We start from the raw sequence: 16974 nt of genomic DNA, 5'->3' as shown, positions 1-16974 counted from the left end.
GGGGCTAGGGGCTAGGGGCTAGGGGCTAGGGGCTAGGGGCTAGGGGCTAGGGGCTAGGGGCGGCATGACATTTGGGAATGTTTGGGGGGATACCTTTTTGCATTTTTTGCCCGGTCTCGCCCCCGGGTTTTCCCTAGTCCCTAGCCCCTTCCTACTTCTCTTCCCGCAGTTCCGGTGGGGTGTCGTCGTGATCGCCGTGGGGGTGTTTTTCCCAGGCCTTGGAGTACACCTCGTGGGACTGCTTGATCAGCCGCTCCGGCTGCTGCATGTTGCGCAACTGGGTCTCTTCGCAGAAGTAGATGACGGCGCGGGAGAGTTGGTGCACCACGGAGTTGTCCAGGTGGAAGCCCTGGCGGATCAGGGCGGTTTCCAGGCCCTGGAGGCTGTAATCCTCGATGTGGTAGCGGACGCTGAGACCGTTGTCGTGGTGTCCGCCCTCCACTTCCAGCCGTTCCAGGCCGGACAGCATCAGCCGGGCCTGTTCCAGTTGTTCCGGGCGGGCGTGGTCGAAGCGGATTTCCCGCTGCTTGAGATTGCCTGGGTGGGGGTCGAACATGGGCGGGGGCGCCGTCTTGCCTCGTTCCTGGTCCCGCAGTTGGCGGGCTTTCTCAAGGGTCATCTTGGGCATTGCCGCCGCCTCCCGGTTTATTTTTTCTGCACGATCTGCAAGGCCCGCAACAGATTCATGGCCTGGCTCAACTGGTAGTCGTCCTTGGAGGCGAATTCCACGGGCTTGGCCGGCTCGGCGTTGTCATCGTCCTTGCCCTTGGCTTTGCCCTTGGCCGCCTTGCTGTCGGCTTCCTTGGCCGCCGCCTTGTCCTTGTCGTTTTCCAGGTGGTGCTCCAGGTCGGCTTCCTTCAAGCGGTCGCGGCTGCCACCATTGGCGCTTTCCTCCACCACCACGTCGGGCGTGATGCCCTTGGCCTGGATGGAACGACCACTGGGAGTGTAGTAGCGGGCGGTGGTGAGTTTGATGGCGGTGTTGGCCGAGAGGGGCAGCACGGTCTGCACGGAACCCTTGCCGAAGGTCTGGGTGCCCATGATCACGGCCCGCTTGTGGTCTTGCAGGGCGCCGGCCACGATCTCGGAAGCGGAGGCGGAGCCGCCGTTCACCAGCACCACCAGGGGCACGTCGCGGGTGCCGGCGGGCAGGTCCTTGAGGGCGTCGCCCCGGCCGCGTTGGTAGTCGTCGGCCACGGCCAAGTACTTGCGCTTGGCGTCGTCCACCCGACCGTCGGTGGAAACCACCAGGGACTTGGCCGGCAGGAAGGCGGCGGAAACCCCCACGGCGCTGTTGAGCAGGCCGCCCGGGTCGTTGCGCAGGTCCAGCACCAGTCCCTTGAGAGCGCCCTTGTTGTCCTTGGTCAGCTTGTCCAGGGCCTTGGCCAGCTCGCTGGTGGTTTCTTCCTGGAACTGGGTGACGCGGACGTAGCCGTAGCCTTCGTCCACCAGCTTGGACTTGACGCTCTGCACCTTGATCTTGTCACGCACGATGGTGACTTCAAAGGGTTTGGCTTCGCCCTTGCGCATCACGGTGAGACGGATGGCGGTCTTGGGCTTGCCGCGCATCTTCTTCACGGCGTCGGCCAGGGTCATGCCCCGCACGGGGGTGTCGTCCAGCTTGATGATCAGGTCGCCGGCCTTGATGCCGGCCTTGAAGGCGGGGGTGTCCTCGATGGGGGACACCACTTTGACGAAGCCGTCCTCCATGCCCACCTCGATGCCCAGGCCGCCAAACTCGCCCTGGGTGCTGACTTGCAGGTCCTTGAAGGCATCCACGTCCAGATAGGTGGAATGGGGGTCCAGGTTGGAGAGCATGCCGCTGATGGCGTAGGTCAGCAGCTTCTTGTCGTCCACCGGCTCGACGTAACCTTGCTTGATGGCATTGAACACGTCGGCAAAGCTGCGCAACTCCTCGATGGGCAGGCCGGCCACGGTCTTGGGCTCGTCCTTGCCGATGGCGGCGATGTTGAGGCTGGCCAGCACGCCGACGATGACGCCGATGCCGACCAGGCCGATGTTGCGCAGCTTGTTGCTCATGGAAGGTTCCTTGGGGTTGCCCGCGCCGGGACGCGGGGAGGAAATCAGCGCAGGGACGCCCATTTGAGCGGGTCGAAGGGCTGCCCCTGGTGCCTGAGTTCAAAGTATAAACCCGATTCTCCCTGGCCCCCGCTGTTGCCGGCTGCCCCGATTGTTTCACCGGATTTCACGGTTTGGCCGGTCTCCTTGAACAGGGACTGGTTGTTGCCGTAGATGGACAGGTAGCCGTCGCCGTGGTCCACGATCAGCAGGTTGCCGAAGCCCCGCAGCCAGTCGGAGAACACCACCTTGCCCGGGGCCACGGCCTTGACCTCGCTGCCTTCGGCGGCGCGGATGAAAATGCCCTTCCAAGTGGTGCCGCCCTCGGCCCGGGGGGCGCCGAAGCGGCCGGTCACGTCGCCCCGCAGGGGCAGCCGCAGCTTGCCCTTGAGGCTGGCGAAGACGCCGGAGAAGGCGCTGTCGGGCGTCGATTCGTTGCGCAGTGCCGGTCCCGGCCGGGCAACCGCTTCGCGGCCGCCTTCCCGCGACGGCCGTTCCGTCGGCGCGGCCTTGGCCTGGCTGCGCGCCTGGGCGGCGATCCGGGCCAGGTTCTCGATCAGTTTGCCCAGGCGCTGCTCGTTGGCCTTGAGGGTGTCGATCTCTTTGCGCTGACTCTTGATCTTGTCGGCGATCCGGGCCAGCACGGCCTGGCGTTCCTTCTGTTTGGCCAACAGGGCGGCACGGCCCTCCTGCTGCTGCTTTTCGATGGCGGCGAGTTGTTCCGCCTTGTCGCGACGGGCCTCGGCCAGGCGCTTCTTTTCCGTCAGGGCGTCCCGTAGCTTGCCCAGCATCTGGGCCTTGGCCTTGGACAACTGGGTGAGGAAGTATTGGTCCTGGGCGATGCGGTTGGGGTCCTCGCCGGACAGCACCAGTTGCAGGCTGTCGCTGTCGCCGTGGAGGAAGTGGCGGTAGAGCAGGCCCGACAGATGTTTCTGCTGGGCGTCGATCTGCTGGCCGAGGGTGGCGGATTGTTGCTCCAACTGGCCAATCTCGGCCTGCAGGCTGCTGCGGCTTTCGCCTAACTGCCGCAGCTTGCGGTTGGCGTTGGAAATGGCGGTTTCCGCATCCTTGAGCTGGTCCGCCACGTTGGCCTTGGACTCCTCGTTCTTGGCCAAGTCCTTGCGCAGGGATTCAAGCCGACCCTGGATGTCCTTGAGTTCGGCCTTCTTGCTATCGGCCGGGGCGGCGAGGGCGCTGGCGCAGATCAGGCCGACGTACAAGCCCATAGCCAGCTGCCGCGCTGACGGGGCGTTACGGATCATGGCAGTGGGCAAGGGCGCGCGGCGAACCACGGTCACCCCCTTCCGCGGGAAGGGGGATGGGGGACGGGCATTACTTGGCCTTGCCCTGGGCGGCCACGGCGGCCTGGGCGGCGGCGATGGCGGCGGGATCGGCCAGGTAGTAGTTGCGGATCGGCTTGCAGTTCTCGTCCAGCTCGTACACCAGGGGCTGGGCGGTGGGAATGTTGAGGCCGACGATGTCGTCGTCGGAGACATTGTCCAGATACTTGATCAGGGCGCGGATGCTGTTGCCGTGGGCGGCGATCAGGATCTGCTTGCCGGCCAGGATCTGGGGCACGATCACGGTTTCCCAATAGGGCACGGCCCGGGCCACGGTGTCCTTGAGGCATTCGGTGCGGGGGAACTTGCCCTTGGGCAGGCCGGCGTAGCGGGGATCGTCCAGGGTCAGGCGCTCGTCGCCTTCCTCCAGGGCAGGGGGGGCGATGGCGTAGGCCCGGCGCCAGATCAGCACCTGCTCGTCGCCGAACTTGGCGGCGGTCTCAGACTTGTTGAGGCCTTGCAGGGCGCCGTAGTGGCGTTCGTTGAGGCGCCAGGAGTGCTCCACGGGGAGCCACAGTTGTCCCAGTTGTTCCAGCACCACGTTGAGGGTCTTGTTGGCCCGCTTGAGCACCGAGGTGAAGGCCAGGTCGAAACGGAAGCCCTTTTCCTTGAGCAATTGGCCGGCGGCGATGGCTTCTTCCACGCCCAGGGGGGTGAGGTCCACGTCGGTCCAGCCGGTGAAGCGGTTTTCCTTGTTCCAGGTGGATTCGCCGTGGCGCAGAAGAACGATCTTGTACATGGATGAATTCCCGTAGTGCGGATGAAAAGATGCCGGAAAACCCGCAGCGGACGGCGCTGGACGCGGAATCGGCCTGAAAACCCGGTATTCTATAATATTCGCCGACCCGACTTGATCCGGACCGACCCTGCCATGCCCATGAAGCACCCCATCGAAGATCTGAAAGACAAACAAGAACAGATCGAAACCGCCGCCCGTTCCCTGAAAGCCATCGCCCATCCCCTGCGCCTGAAGATCATGTGCGTGATCGGCGACGAGGAAGTCTGCGTCCAGGATATCGTCGAGGCGGTGGGCACTTCCCAGAGCAATATTTCCCAGCACCTGGCCATCCTGCGGGAAAAGGGCGTGCTGCAAACCCGTAAGGATGCCAATCGGGTCTACTACCGCGTGGCGGACCAGCGCACCCTGCAACTGATCAGCATGATGCGGGAAGTGTTCTGCGACACCCCGGGCAATCAATAACCCTCAATTCCTCCGGCCCGTAGCGGCCCCTTCCCTCCAACAGTCAGCAAGGTAAGCAAGATGATGGCGTTCGTGCAGCAAAACATTTTCCTGGTGATCCTGGTGCTCAGCAGCGGCGGCCTGTTGCTGTGGGAGCTGGTCAAGGGCGGCGCCGGCAACGGCTTATCCGCCGCCCAGGCCACCCTCAAGATCAACCGCGAGGACGCCCTGGTGGTGGACGTGCGGGAATCCAACGAATGGGCCACGGGACATATTCCCCAGGCCCGCCACATCGCCCTCGGCCAGTTGGAAAAACGCATGCACGAAATCGAGAAATACAAGGAGCGGCCCGTCATCGTCTGCTGCGCCAGCGGCAACCGCTCCGCCAACGCCTGCAAGCAACTGCGCAAGGCGGGATTCAGCCAGGTGTTCAATCTCAACGGCGGCATCAGCGCCTGGAGCGACGCCGGCCTGCCTGTCACCACCAAGTGAGGCGACCATGGCCAAGGTATTGATGTACTCCACCGGCGTCTGTCCCTACTGCGTGCGGGCCGAGCAATTGCTGCGGGCCAAGGGCGTGACCGAGATCGAAAAGGTGCGGGTGGACCTGGACCCCGACCGGCGCGATGAAATGATGGAAAGAACCGGTCGCCGCACCGTGCCCCAGATCTATATTGGTGACACCCACGTCGGCGGCTGCGACGACCTTTACGCCCTGGACCGCGCCGGCGGCCTGGATCCCCTGCTGGCGGCCTGACCTTTATTCAACCGAACCTAACCGAACTGACCTTCATCATGAGCGAACAACAGCAACCCGTCTTCAGCATCGAAAAACTCTACGTCAAGGACCTGTCCCTGGAAGTGCCCAACGCACCCTTCATCTTCATGGAACAGGAAGCTCCCGCCATCGAGGTGCAAATCCAGAACAACGGCAACGCCGTGGGTGAAGGCATGTACGAGGTGGTGCTGACCGTCACCGTCACCGCCAAGAACGGCGACAAGGGCTACTTCCTGGTGGAAGCCGCCCAGGCCGGCATCTTCCGCATCGAGGGCGTGCCCGAGGAGAGCATTGAGCCGATCATGGCCATCGCCTGCCCCAACGTGCTGTTCCCCTACGCCCGGGAAACCGTGTCCGACGCGGTGAACCGTGCCGGCTTCCCGCCGGTGATCCTGGCCCCGGTGAACTTCGAGGCCATCTACCAACAGCGCCAGGCCGAACAGGCCGCCGCCGGCGAAATCCCGATCCAGTAAGCCGCCGCGCCATGGTTCGGCCGTCCCTCTTCGCTCCCCTGCTCGCCTTGTCCCTGCTGCTGGCCACGCCGGCGGCCTGGGCTCTCGACTACCGCTCCGCCGCCGAGGTGGCGGTGCTGTGGGACGCGCCGTCGGCCAAGGCGCGCAAGCTCTACGTGCTCGCCAAGGGCAGCCCGGTGGAGTTGGTGCTGGCCCAGGACGCCTGGAGCAAGGTGCGGGACGACAAGGGCAACATGGCCTGGATCGAAACCAAGTCCCTTTCCCCGACCCGTACCCTGCTGGTGCGGGCCGACCGGGCCCAGATCCGGGCTCGGGGCGAGGACCGGGCACCCCTGGTGTTCGAGGCCGACAAGGACGTGATCCTGGAATGGCAGGAAGCCGGCCCGCCGGGCTGGGTCAAGGTCAGGCACCGGGACGGCCAATCGGGCTACGTCCGCATCGGTCAAGTCTGGGGGCTGTGAGTTGAAGCTGCTCGTGCTCGGTGCCGGCGCCTGGGGCACCGCCCTCGCCATCACCTTTGCCGGCCGTCACCAGGTCATCCTGGCGGCGCGGGATGCCGATCAGGCCGCCGCCCTGGCGGCTGACCGCGAGAACAAACGCTATCTGCCCGGCGCAGCCTTCCCGGAAGCCCTGGCCGTCACCGCGACGCCTGATTTTGCCGCCGCCGACTTGGCCATCGTCGCCACGCCCATGGCCGGGTTGCGCGCCAGCGTCGCGGCGCTCAAGGCCGGCGCGCCGACACTGCCTTTCCTTTGGGCCTGCAAGGGCCTGGAGGCCGGCAGTGGTCTGTTGCCCCATCAGGTGGTGGCCCAGGTGGGCGTCACTTGCGCCTACGGCGCCATCACCGGCCCCAGTTTCGCCGAGGAAGTGGCCAAGGGACTGCCCGCCGCAGTGACCCTGGCCTCCGCCGACGCCGCCTTCGCCACGACGACGGTGCAGGCCCTCAACGACAGCCGTTTGCGGCTCTACGCCAACGACGACCTGGTGGGGGCCGAGGTGGGGGGCGCGGTCAAGAACGTGCTCGCCATTGCCTGCGGCGTCTGCGACGGCCTCGGCTTGGGCTACAACGCCCGCGCCGCCCTGATGACCCGGGGCCTGGCGGAAATCACCCGGTTTGGCGTGGCCCTGGGCGCTAGACGCGAAACCTTCATGGGGCTGGCCGGCATGGGCGACCTGATCCTCACCTGTACCGGCGACCTGTCGCGCAACCGTCGCGTCGGCCTGGCCCTGGCCAAGGGCCGCGCCCTGGCCGACATCACCCGCGACCTGGGCCACGTGGCCGAGGGGGTTTCCACCGCGCGGGAAGTGGCCCGCCGCGCCCGCGAACTGGGCGTGGACATGCCCATCACCGCCGCCGTCTGCGCCGTGCTCGACGGCGCCGCCACGCCGCAACAGGTGGTGGCCCAATTGATGGGGCGCGACCCCAAGGCCGAGGCCTGAGCGCCCCGGCCGCGGTGGCGCCCTAGGCGCCGCCGGGAAAGTCCAACTGGCGCCAAGCCTCGAACACCGTCACCGCCACCGCGTTGGAAAGATTGATGCTGCGGTTGCCCGGCACCATGGGCAGGCGGATGCGACGTTCGGCCTCAAAGGCTTCCAGGATTTCGGCCGGCAGGCCGCGGGTTTCCGGGCCGAAGACGAACACATCCTCGTCGGCGTAAGTCACCGTGTCGTGGCGGCGGCTAGCCTTGGTGCTCAAGGCGAACCAGCGCCGCCCGGCCAGGGCCGCGCGGCAGGCGTCCCAGTCCGGGTGCACCTGTACCTGGGCGAATTCGGCGTAGTCCATGCCGGCCCGGCGCACGGCCTTTTCCGAGACATCGAACCCCAGGGGCTCCACCAGATGCAGGCGGCTGCCGGTGTTGGCGGCCAGGCGCACGATGTTGCCGGTATTGGGGGGGATTTCAGGTTGAAATAGGACAATGTGGAACATGGCGGGACTGGTAGGCTGCTGCCGGTTCAATGCGGGAATTCATGCGGGCGCGGGGCCCCTCGGAAAGCAATATTATGGGGCCGCCACCGCGACAGGTTGAGTGCACATGGCGCGTCCAGAAAAAATTCGTCTCGGTGATCTGCTGATCCAGGAGGGCCTGCTCACGGCGGAACAGCTCAAGCTGTCCCTGGATGAGCAGCAGCGCAGCGGCCGCAAGCTGGGCCGGATCTTCGTGGACAGCGGCTACACCAGCGAGGAGGGAATCTCCCGCGCCCTGGCCCGACAGTTGCGCGCCCCCTTCATCGACCTGCGTACCCAGCGCCTGGACAATGAGTTGATGCTGCGCCTGCCCGAGGCCCAGGCCCGGCGTTTCCGCGCCGTGGTGCTGGAAGACCGGGGCGACACCCTGCTGGTGGGCCTGGCCGATCCCACCGACCTGGCCGCCTACGACGAGCTGGTGCGCATCCTGCGCCGGGACATCGACCTGGCCGTGGTGACCGAATCCCAGGTGCTGGCCGCCATCGACCGCACCTACCGCAAGACCGATGAAATCGCCGGCCTGGCGAAGGAACTGACCACCGAGCTAGGGGACGTGCCGGGAGAGTTCGGCGCCTTGCTGGGCCTCTCTTCGGGCCAGGACGAGGCGCCCGTGGTCAAGCTGTTGCAGACTGTGTTCGAGGAGGCCATGCGCCTGCGCGCCTCCGACGTGCACGTGGAACCCCAGCAGCACAACCTGCGCATCCGTTTCCGCATCGACGGCGTGCTCCACGTCCAGATGGAGGCCGACCAGAAGATCGCCGGGGCCGTCTCCCTGCGGCTCAAGCTGATGGCCGGTCTCGATATTTCGGAAAAGCGCCTGCCCCAGGACGGCCGTTTCGTCATCCAGTTGCGCAACACCCCGGTGGACGTGCGGATTTCCACCATGCCCACCCAGTACGGCGAATCCATCGTGATGCGCCTGCTCAACCAGAACACCGGCCTGCTGCGCCTGGACGGCATGCACATCCCGCCCCGCATCCTGGCCAAACTGCGGGAAGCCATCCATCGTCCCAGCGGCATGGTGCTGGTGACCGGCCCCACCGGCTCGGGCAAGACCACCACCCTTTACGCCGCCCTCAACGAGATCAACGGCAGCGACAAGAAGATCATCACCGTCGAGGATCCGGTGGAGTACCGCTTGCCCGGCCTCAACCAGGTGCAGGTGCACGAGAAGATCGACCTCACCTTCGGCCGGGTGCTGCGCACCGCCCTGCGCCAGGATCCGGATATCGTCCTGGTGGGGGAAATGCGCGACCAGGAAACCGCCGAAATCGGCATGCGCGCCGCCATGACCGGCCACATGGTGCTGTCCACCCTGCACACCAACGACGCCCTGACCACGCCGATCCGCCTGTTGGACATGGGGGTGCCCCATTACATGGTGGCCCTGTCCCTGCAACTGGTGCTGGCCCAGCGTCTGGTGCGGGTCGTCTGCGAGAGCTGTGCCCGGCCCCATACGCCGAGTCCCGCCGAGTGGGCCTGGTTGCGCCTGGAACTCCACGACCGGGCCGACGCCCATACCTATCTCAAGGGCGGAGGCTGCTCCCATTGCAACGGCACCGGCTACCAGGGCCGCACCGGCGTCTACGAAATGTTGGAAATGACCAACGAGGTGGTCCAGGCCGCCAACCAGGACGATCCCAATGCCTTCGTCCAGGCGGCCCGCCGCCAGATGGCCGGCAACACCCTGCGCCGCGACGCGGTGCGGCTGGTCATCGCCGGTCGCACCTCGGTGGAAGAAGCCATGCGCATCAGCAGCCAGTACGACGAGTGAAGCGAATGATGACGGTCCATCGCCATGCCTAACTTCGCCTACCGGGGCCGCGACGCCAGCGGCAGGGCCGTGGAGGGCGTCCTCGAAGGGGGCGACGCCTCGGCCGTGGCGGGCGCCCTGCTCGGCCAGGGCATCACGCCCTTGCGCATCCAGCCCGCCGCCGCCCGGGCCGGGGAGGGGCTGGGCAGCCGCCTGGGGCGCCTGCTGGAGGAAAAAATCTCCCATGCCGACATCACCCTGTTCACCCGCCAGCTTTACGCCTTGATGAAGGCGGGGGTGCCCATCATGCGCGCCCTGATGGGGCTTCAGGAATCTTCCAGCAAGCGCACCCTGAAGGCCCTGATCCAGGATGTGCGGGAGAGCCTGGATTCGGGCCGGGAGCTGTCGGTGTCCTTTGCCCGGCATCCCCGGGTGTTTTCCTCCTTCTACGTTTCCATGGTGCGGGTGGGTGAGCTTTCCGGCCGATTGGAGGAGATCTTCATCCGCCTCTACCATCACCTGGAGTTCGAGAATTTCATGGGCCAGCAGATCCGTTCTGCCCTGCGCTATCCGGCCTTCGTGGTGGCGGCCATGACGGCGGCCATCGTCATTGTGAATATTTTCGTCATTCCCGCCTTCGCCAAGGTGTTCCAGGGTTTCGGCGCCGAATTGCCGCTAATGACGCGGGTCCTGCTCGGCTTTTCCAATTTCATGGTGGCCTGGTGGTGGCTGTTGGCCGGGGGCAGCGGTGGCGCCGCGTTCGCCTTCAAGTCCTGGACCGCCACCGTCGCCGGTCGCCTGACCTGGGACGAGATCAAGCTGAAGTTGCCCATCGCCGGCAAGATCGTGCAAAAAGCCACCCTGTCCCGCTTTGCTGGCAGCCTGGCGCTGGCCCTGCGTAGCGGCGTGCCGGTGGTCCAGGCCATGACCGTGGTGGCCCAGACCGTGGACAACGCCTTCATCGCGCGCAAGGTGGAGGCCATGCGCGACAACATCGAACGGGGCGAGAGCGTGTTGCGCGCCGCCATTGGCGCCGGCGTGTTCACGCCGATGGTGCTGCAAATGGTGGCCGTGGGCGAGGAGTCCGGCGCTCTGGACGACATGATGCAAGAAGTCTCCGACATGTATCAGCGGGAGGTGGAGTACGAACTCAAGACCCTGTCCGCCCAGATCGAGCCGGTGTTGATCGCCTTCCTCGGCGTGCTGGTCCTGGTCCTGGCCCTGGGCATCTTCCTGCCCATCTGGGATCTGGGCAAGGTGGCGACGGCCAAGCGCTAGGAATGTGGAGAGATGGTGCGGCGAAAGGGATTTTCCCTGCTGGAACTGACGGTGGTGCTGGTTGTCGTGCTGGTCTTGAGCGGCACCTTGTTTTCCCTGCTGGCCCGCTACCAGAGTCGGGCCGAGCAGGACATGGTGGACATCAACATCCGCACCCTGCGCACCGCACTGCGCTTTCACGTGGCCACCTTGCTGTTGGCGGGGCGGCAGCAAGAACTGTCGGGCCTAGTCGGCAGCGACCCGGTCGCGGCGCTGGACGGGGCGTTGCCCGGTTATCTGGGGGCGATGGACTCACCGCCGGATCCCGGGCAGCGGGGCTGCTGGTATTTCGACCGGGGCAAGCGGACGTTGGTCTATCGCACCCGCAGTGGCCCGTTCCGTATCGGGGGGGGCGTGCGGCAGTGGCGGGTTGTGCCCGCCGGCGGTCGGGATTCGGGCGTCGTCTTGGTCGAACAAACGGCCGACCCATGAATGCCGGCCTGTTCGTTGTGACATAAAAGTAAAGTTGTGCTTCAATTCTCCTTATCGGAGTAAGGTTGAAAACTTGCAGAGGAAGGGAAAATGAAAAAACTTCAAAACGGTTTCACCTTGATCGAATTGATCATCGTCATCACCATCATCGCCATCCTGGCGGCGGTCGCGCTGCCCCGTTTCATTGACGCCCAGAAGGATGCCCGCACCGCCAAGGCCAATGCCATCTTCGGTTCCATGCGTTCCGCCGCCGCCCTGGCCAAGTCCCGTTGCGAACTGGACGCGGCGGCCCCGGCCGGGACCATCACCTCGCCCTGCGCGCCCAAGAACGCCACCAGCGCCGTGCTGATGGACGGCCAGTCGGTGACCACGGTGTACGGCTATCCCGATGAAGCGGCCGGCGGCATCGACGTGGCCGCCCAGATCAACGCCGCCGCCGACGGCCTCGCCGCCACCTACGGCACCGCTTCCGGCACCCGTTTCGACGTGACCGGCGGCACCGCCAGCACCTGCTCGATTTTCTACGCCAAGGCCACCAGCCTGTCCGGCGTCATCACCGCCCCCGTCACTTCCGTCGTGACCTCGGGTTGTTAAGACTCAGTTTTTGGAGATTGCTATGAAAAAGACCCAAGGTTTCACCCTGATCGAATTGGTGGTGGTGATCGTCATCCTCGGCATCCTGGCGGCCACTGCCCTGCCCAAGTTCGTGGACTTCAAGAGCGACGCCGCCAATGCTTCCGCCCAGGCGGTAGCGGGCAGCATCGCCTCCGCGTCGGCCATGAACTACGCCAAGTATCAGATCAGTTCTGCCTCCGCGTCGGCGGTAAACGCTTCTTTCAGCTGTGACAACTTCAAGAACATGATCGCCGGCGGCGCCTGGCCCACCAATGTCACCGTCACCGGTACCGCCAGTTCCTGCTCCACCGCGGGTGCGGTGGACAGTACCCACTGCGTGGTGTCCCACAGTCAGGGCACCCAGTCCGCTACGGCGGTGGTGACCTGCACGGGTTGATGCCTGCCCCAGGGCGCGGAAAAGGGCGGCACGGCCGCCCTTTTCCATTTCTGTCCCGGCATTGACGCCGAGGCTGATGGGGAGATGCCTTCGTCATCATCCGGGTGGAGCGGAATTGCCGCTTTTGAATCACAGGCAAAAGGGCGGATTTCCCCTGCCTGACCTGGGGATTCCCGATGATGGAGGCCGTTATCCTGCGGGTGGGCCAGTGTGTCCGGTACAGGGAGTGAACGAACTTTGTCTTTAGCCAAGCAGCAAGCGCGCGGATGGACCGCCATCTGTTTTTACCCGGGGCGGGTGGATGTCGCCCGGGTGCGCTTTGGCGAACGCAAACCCGTCGTGGAATTGTTCCATTCCTATTCCCGGGGAGAGAGTGACGTCCAGGCCCTGCAACGGCTGACGCCCGCCCTCGGTCTGGATCGCCAAGCCTGCACGACCCTGCTGCCCTGGGGCGGCTACCACCTGCTGCCGGTGGAGGCGCCGGCGGTGCCCCGGGCCGAACTGCGGGAAGCCCTGCGCTGGCAGATCAAGGACATGGTGGACTTTCCCGTGGACCAGGCCGGCCTGGACCTGGTGGACATCCCGGCGCCTCCCGGCGGTACCCAGCGCCACATGGTCTATGTGGCCGCCTGCCGGCGCGAATTGCTGGTCAGCCTGATCGAGGACTTCGAGCGGGGGGGCGCCCAGTTGGCGGCCATCGATATTCCCGAAATGGCCCAACGTAATCTGGCGGCCCTCTGCGAACATGGCGAACGGGGGCTGGCCCTGCTGTCCTTCGACGAGAGCGGCGGCTTGCTCACCTTCACCGCCCGCGGCGAGTTGTACATGGTGCGCCGGGTGGACGTGAGCCTCGGCCAATTGCGGGAAGCCGACGACGGGCGCTGGCCCCAGCTCTGTGAGCGGGTCGGCTTGGAGGTGCAACGTTCCCTGGACAACTTCGACCGCCAATTCAGCTTCGTTCCGGTACAGCGGCTGCTGCTGGCCCCGAGCCCGGTGGCCGCTTCCCTGGGGGAATTCATGGCGGACTACCTGGGTATGACGGTGGACGTGCTGGATCTGGAGGACGTGCTGGACATCTCCGCCACGTCGGAATTGGACGATCCCTTGCGCCAGGCCCAGTGCCTGGCCACCTTGGGGGCGGCCCTGCGCCAGGAGACGGCATGAGCCAGCAGATCAATCTCTACGATCCCGCCCTGCGCCCCCGCCGCGACCTGCTGTCGGGGCGCAACCTGGTGCTGGCGGCGACCGTGATCGTGGCGTTGACCATCGTGGCCGCCGCCCTGGCGGATGTCTGGCGCAATGCGCGGCAAGCGGAAGCGCGCCAGGCCGCGGAACAGTTGCAAGCGGCCCAGGCTCGGGTCGAGCAATTGGCCCAGCGCGCCGCCAATCTGAAACCGGACCCGGCCTTGCAGGCGGAAATCGACCGCGTCGGCGCCCAGGTGGCCGCCCGCGCCGAGGTGCTGGCCCTGCTGGAAAAGGGCATGACCGCCCCGGAAAACGGCTATGCCGAAATCCTGCGCGGATTGGCGCGGCGGACCTTGAACGGCCTCTGGCTGACCGGTGTCGAGGTCGCTCCCGGCGCTGGTGCCATGGAACTGAGCGGGCGTACCCTGGACCGTAGCCTGGTGGCCGAGTATTTGCGCCGGCTCAATGACGAAAAGATTTTCGCCGGCCGCAGTTTTTCCGGTCTCAAGTTGGCCCAGCCCCAAGCGGAGGAAGGCGGCCCGGCCCGGGCGCCGGCCTACTTGGAGTTCTCCCTGACGGCGGGCGTGGACAATGGCACGGGGGAACGGGGCAAGGGCCAGGAGGGCCCGCGTGGTGCCAAGGAGAAGTCGTCGTGATCGCCCTTTGGCAGCGCTACTGCGACTGGTTCGATGCCCGCCAGCCACGGGAAAAGTGGATCCTCGTCCTCGGCGTCTTGGCCGCCCTGGCCCTGCTCGGCTTTCAGCAGTGGGTGGACCCGGCCCTGAGCGAAGCCGGGCGCCTGGCCGGGCAGACCCAGCGCGATCGGGACAACGCCCAAGCGTTGCTGACCCAGCAAGCCGCCCTGGAGCAACAGATCGGTTCGGCCAATGCCGCCCAGATGGCGAACCTGGCCCGCTTGCGGCGTAGTTTCGACGAACAGGAGCCACAGATCCAGGCGGTGCAAAAAGCCCTGGTGCCGGCCAAGGACATGGCGGTTTTTTTGCAAAGCCTGCTCAAGGGCAACAAGGGCCTGCAATGGCTGAGTCTGGAAACCCTGCCGCCGGAAGCCCTGGCCGGTGGCGACGACGACGGCAAGAAGAAGTCAGCCGCGGATGTCCATCTCTACAAGCACGGCGTGCGCCTGCGTCTGAGCGGCAGTTACCGCGAACTGACCGCCTATCTGGAAGAACTGGAACGGGCACCGCAACGGGTGTTGTGGGGAGACATGAAATTGAGCGTCAAGGAACACCCCAGAGTGGAACTGAGCTTGACCGTCTACACCCTGAGCCTGGACAAGGCATGGATGACCCTGTGATGGCAGCCCGCGCCCGCCACCTTGTGCTTTCTTCCTGGCTTCTGGCCGGCAGCCTCCTCGGTGCCACCGCGGTTGCCGGCGAACTGCCCGACCCCACCCGCCCAGCGCTGGCGGAAGCGACCGCCGCGGCTGGCGAGGCGCCGGGCGGGGCCGTGCTGCAATCGGTTTTCCGCCCCCGGGGCGGCCGTCCCAGCGCCGTGATCAGCGGACAAACAGTGGAACTGGGGGGGGAATTCGGGGGTGCCCGGCTGACTCGGGTCGCGGAGAGTGAAGTAACGTTGCAAAGCGAAGCTGGGAAAGAAGTCCTCAAATTGACGCCGGCCGTGGAGAAGACGGTCCGCAAGGAAAAACAAACATCGCCCATGGTCCAGACACGGAAAGCGAAAACGCGAAAGGCCGCGCCATGAGTTGGCGTCGCCCACGTTTGCTGGCCGGTCCGGTGGCCGTGGCGTCCTGCGTCTTGTTCCTGGCCGCCTGCGGCGGGCCGGCCGCGATCCGTCCCGGCCAGGTGAAGGAATCCATTCAGGGCGAGCTGAAGCAGGCCCTCGATGCCCGTCCCGCACCCCGTCCCGCGCCGGCGGACCTGGACCTTTCCCTGCTGCCGCCGTTGCAAACCGATGCGCCGCGCCCGGCTGCCGACGGCCGTTTCGATCTGTCGGTGCAGAACGCGCCGGCGGCCCAGGTCTTCCAGGGCATCGTCAGCGGCACGCCCTACAGCATGTTGGTGGGGCCCGAGGTGAGCGGCAATCTGACCCTCACCCTGCGCAATGTCACGGTGCGGGAAGCCCTGGACGCCATCCGCGAGCTTTACGGTTACGACTACCGGGTGCAGGGCAAGCGCATCACCATCCAGCCCAATACCCTGCAAACCCGGGTGTTCCAGGTGAACTACCTGGCCGGCCGGCGCCAGGGCACCACCGATACCCGGCTCACCGCCACCAGCATCACCGCCAGCAATCCCACCGGCACCACCTCGGGCAGCGGCACCGCGACGACCACCGCCACGGGCAATACGGGCGTGGCCGGCAACACTGGCAGCAACGTGACCAGCCAAGCGGGCGGCGCCCGCGTCGCCACCACCATCGACGCCGATTTCTGGCGCGAGCTGAATACCGCCCTGACCACCCTGGTGGGGAGTGAGAATGGTCGCCAGGTCGTGCTCAACCCCGCTTCCGGGGTGATCGTGGTGCGCGGCCTGCCCGCCGACATGCGCAACGTGGAGGCCTACCTGCGCGCCACCCAACTGGCCATCGAGCGCCAGGTGATGCTGGAAGCCAAGATCCTCGAGGTGGAACTGAGCGAGAACTACCAGTCCGGCGTGAATTGGGCGGCCTTCCGCAGCGGCAGCGATGCGCGCATCGGCTTCGGCAGCGTCAATAGCGGCGTCACCCTGTCGCCGAACGGTAGCAGCGCCGGTTTGTCCGACGCCAACATCACCGCCAAGCTCGGCGCGGCGGGCTCCCTGGTGGCTGCCTCGACCGGCAGCGGGCTGATGGGCCTGGCCTTCCAGACCTCTAGTTTCGCCGCCATCCTCAATTTCCTGGAGACCCAGGGCAACCTGAACGTGCTCTCCAGTCCCCGCATCGCCACCCTCAACAACCAGAAGGCGGTGCTCAAGGTGGGCAGCGACGAGTTCTTCGTCACCAACGTCAGCACCACCACCACCACCGGCACCGGAGCCACCACCACCTCGCCCACGGTGACCCTGCAACCCTTCTTCTCCGGTATTTCCCTAGACGTGATGCCCCAGATCGACGAGAACGACAACGTCATTCTCCACGTCCATCCCACGGTGAGTTCCGTCACCGAAAAGACCAAGACCATCAATATGGGGACCACCGGTGGCAGCCTGGTGCTGCCCCTGGCGACCAGCACGGTGAACGAGAGCGACAGCATCGTCCGTGTTCAGGATGGTTACATCGCCGCCATCGGCGGCCTCATGCGCCAGGAACAGACCACCAGCAACAGCGGTCTGCCGGGCACGGTGGGCTCGGCCGTGGGCGGTATCGCCGGACAGAAGACGGCGGTGTTGAAAAAACGTGAACTGGTGATCCTGCTCAAGCCCACCATCATCCACAACCGCAGCGACTGGCAGGCGGACCTGTCCGCCACCCAGTCCCGCCTCGACGCCCTGGGCAAGTGAC

Annotated in this window: 21 protein-coding genes; 16 read left to right on the top strand and 5 right to left on the bottom strand. The window is 65.8% G+C overall.

The window, feature by feature from the left end; translation table 11 throughout:
- Nucleotides 1-151: 151 nt before the first annotated feature.
- From ACYQ2U_RS14595 to gpmA, 4 genes are read right to left on the bottom strand one after another with little or no spacing between them, the layout of a single operon-like run.
- On the bottom strand, nucleotides 152-628 hold the full coding sequence (locus ACYQ2U_RS14595) for a hypothetical protein (protein ID WP_459951120.1): 477 nt from the start codon (nucleotides 626-628) through the stop codon (nucleotides 152-154).
- A 17-nt stretch (nucleotides 629-645) separates the two neighbouring features.
- Nucleotides 646-2040 (bottom strand): S41 family peptidase, encoded by a 1395-nt coding sequence (locus ACYQ2U_RS14590; RefSeq protein ID WP_459951119.1) that lies wholly within the window; start codon nucleotides 2038-2040, stop codon nucleotides 646-648.
- 44 nt (nucleotides 2041-2084) lie between these two features.
- Nucleotides 2085-3371 carry a murein hydrolase activator EnvC family protein gene (locus ACYQ2U_RS14585; RefSeq protein WP_459951118.1) on the bottom strand — a complete coding sequence of 429 codons (1287 nt, stop codon included), beginning with the start codon at nucleotides 3369-3371 and terminating at the stop codon, nucleotides 2085-2087.
- Nucleotides 3372-3411: 40 nt separating this feature from the next.
- Nucleotides 3412-4158 (bottom strand): 2,3-diphosphoglycerate-dependent phosphoglycerate mutase, encoded by a 747-nt coding sequence (gene gpmA, locus ACYQ2U_RS14580; RefSeq protein WP_459951117.1) that lies wholly within the window; start codon nucleotides 4156-4158, stop codon nucleotides 3412-3414.
- Nucleotides 4159-4290: 132 nt separating this feature from the next.
- On the opposite strand from gpmA, the gene ACYQ2U_RS14575 reads away from it, so the two are divergent.
- The 6 genes from ACYQ2U_RS14575 to ACYQ2U_RS14550 all read left to right on the top strand — a co-directional run bounded on the left by ACYQ2U_RS14575 (nucleotide 4291) and on the right by ACYQ2U_RS14550 (nucleotide 7290).
- Nucleotides 4291-4620 carry an ArsR/SmtB family transcription factor gene (locus ACYQ2U_RS14575; RefSeq protein ID WP_459951116.1) on the top strand — a complete coding sequence of 110 codons (330 nt, stop codon included), beginning with the start codon at nucleotides 4291-4293 and terminating at the stop codon, nucleotides 4618-4620.
- A 63-nt stretch (nucleotides 4621-4683) separates the two neighbouring features.
- A complete protein-coding gene (locus ACYQ2U_RS14570) occupies nucleotides 4684-5091 on the top strand; it encodes a rhodanese-like domain-containing protein (protein WP_459951124.1) in 408 nt (135 codons plus the stop codon).
- Between the two features lie 7 nt (nucleotides 5092-5098).
- A complete protein-coding gene (grxC, locus tag ACYQ2U_RS14565; RefSeq protein WP_459951115.1) occupies nucleotides 5099-5356 on the top strand; it encodes a glutaredoxin 3 in 258 nt (85 codons plus the stop codon).
- 38 nt (nucleotides 5357-5394) lie between these two features.
- Nucleotides 5395-5850 (top strand): protein-export chaperone SecB, encoded by a 456-nt coding sequence (gene secB, locus ACYQ2U_RS14560; protein WP_459951114.1) that lies wholly within the window; start codon nucleotides 5395-5397, stop codon nucleotides 5848-5850.
- A gap of 11 nt (nucleotides 5851-5861) precedes the next feature.
- Nucleotides 5862-6311: an SH3 domain-containing protein gene (locus tag ACYQ2U_RS14555; protein ID WP_459951113.1), complete on the top strand. Its 450-nt coding sequence runs from the start codon at nucleotides 5862-5864 to the stop codon at nucleotides 6309-6311.
- 1 nt (nucleotide 6312) lies between these two features.
- Nucleotides 6313-7290, top strand: coding sequence for an NAD(P)H-dependent glycerol-3-phosphate dehydrogenase (locus tag ACYQ2U_RS14550; protein ID WP_459951112.1), 978 nt, complete (start codon nucleotides 6313-6315; stop codon nucleotides 7288-7290).
- A gap of 22 nt (nucleotides 7291-7312) precedes the next feature.
- On the opposite strand, the gene ACYQ2U_RS14545 is transcribed toward ACYQ2U_RS14550, so the two are convergent.
- Nucleotides 7313-7777: a tRNA (cytidine(34)-2'-O)-methyltransferase gene (locus tag ACYQ2U_RS14545; RefSeq protein WP_459951111.1), complete on the bottom strand. Its 465-nt coding sequence runs from the start codon at nucleotides 7775-7777 to the stop codon at nucleotides 7313-7315.
- Between the two features lie 106 nt (nucleotides 7778-7883).
- Between ACYQ2U_RS14545 and ACYQ2U_RS14540 the strand changes: the two genes are divergently transcribed.
- The 10 genes from ACYQ2U_RS14540 (at nucleotide 7884) to ACYQ2U_RS14495 (ending at nucleotide 16973) form a co-directional block, all read left to right on the top strand.
- The gene (locus ACYQ2U_RS14540) at nucleotides 7884-9590 is read left to right on the top strand and encodes a GspE/PulE family protein (RefSeq protein ID WP_459951110.1); all 1707 of its coding nucleotides are present in this window, start codon (nucleotides 7884-7886) and stop codon (nucleotides 9588-9590) included.
- A gap of 24 nt (nucleotides 9591-9614) precedes the next feature.
- Nucleotides 9615-10847 carry a type II secretion system F family protein gene (locus ACYQ2U_RS14535; RefSeq protein ID WP_459951109.1) on the top strand — a complete coding sequence of 411 codons (1233 nt, stop codon included), beginning with the start codon at nucleotides 9615-9617 and terminating at the stop codon, nucleotides 10845-10847.
- 12 nt (nucleotides 10848-10859) lie between these two features.
- Nucleotides 10860-11318, top strand: a complete 459-nt coding sequence (locus ACYQ2U_RS14530; protein ID WP_459951108.1) for a prepilin-type N-terminal cleavage/methylation domain-containing protein — start codon at nucleotides 10860-10862, stop codon at nucleotides 11316-11318.
- A gap of 90 nt (nucleotides 11319-11408) precedes the next feature.
- A complete protein-coding gene (locus ACYQ2U_RS14525) occupies nucleotides 11409-11912 on the top strand; it encodes a prepilin-type N-terminal cleavage/methylation domain-containing protein (RefSeq protein WP_459951107.1) in 504 nt (167 codons plus the stop codon).
- Nucleotides 11913-11934: 22 nt separating this feature from the next.
- The gene (locus tag ACYQ2U_RS14520; RefSeq protein ID WP_459951106.1) at nucleotides 11935-12330 is read left to right on the top strand and encodes a type II secretion system protein; all 396 of its coding nucleotides are present in this window, start codon (nucleotides 11935-11937) and stop codon (nucleotides 12328-12330) included.
- A gap of 237 nt (nucleotides 12331-12567) precedes the next feature.
- Nucleotides 12568-13494 (top strand): type IV pilus biogenesis protein PilM, encoded by a 927-nt coding sequence (gene pilM, locus ACYQ2U_RS14515; RefSeq protein ID WP_459951105.1) that lies wholly within the window; start codon nucleotides 12568-12570, stop codon nucleotides 13492-13494.
- Complete coding sequence (locus tag ACYQ2U_RS14510; RefSeq protein WP_459951104.1) at nucleotides 13491-14171, top strand: PilN domain-containing protein; 681 nt, start codon at nucleotides 13491-13493, stop codon at nucleotides 14169-14171. Before pilM ends, ACYQ2U_RS14510 begins: the two co-directional genes overlap by 4 nt.
- Entirely contained in the window at nucleotides 14168-14830 is a 663-nt protein-coding gene (locus ACYQ2U_RS14505) for a hypothetical protein (RefSeq protein WP_459951103.1), read from the top strand. Before ACYQ2U_RS14510 ends, ACYQ2U_RS14505 begins: the two co-directional genes overlap by 4 nt.
- Nucleotides 14830-15237, top strand: a complete 408-nt coding sequence (locus tag ACYQ2U_RS14500; RefSeq protein ID WP_459951102.1) for a hypothetical protein — start codon at nucleotides 14830-14832, stop codon at nucleotides 15235-15237. The genes ACYQ2U_RS14505 and ACYQ2U_RS14500 overlap by 1 nt, the downstream gene beginning before the upstream one ends.
- Entirely contained in the window at nucleotides 15234-16973 is a 1740-nt protein-coding gene (locus tag ACYQ2U_RS14495) for a secretin N-terminal domain-containing protein (protein ID WP_459951101.1), read from the top strand. Before ACYQ2U_RS14500 ends, ACYQ2U_RS14495 begins: the two co-directional genes overlap by 4 nt.
- Nucleotide 16974: the final 1 nt, after the last annotated feature.

It is taken from the genome of Denitratisoma sp. agr-D3, assembly GCF_054658675.1.
This window is presented reverse-complemented; position numbering and strand designations above follow the sequence as displayed.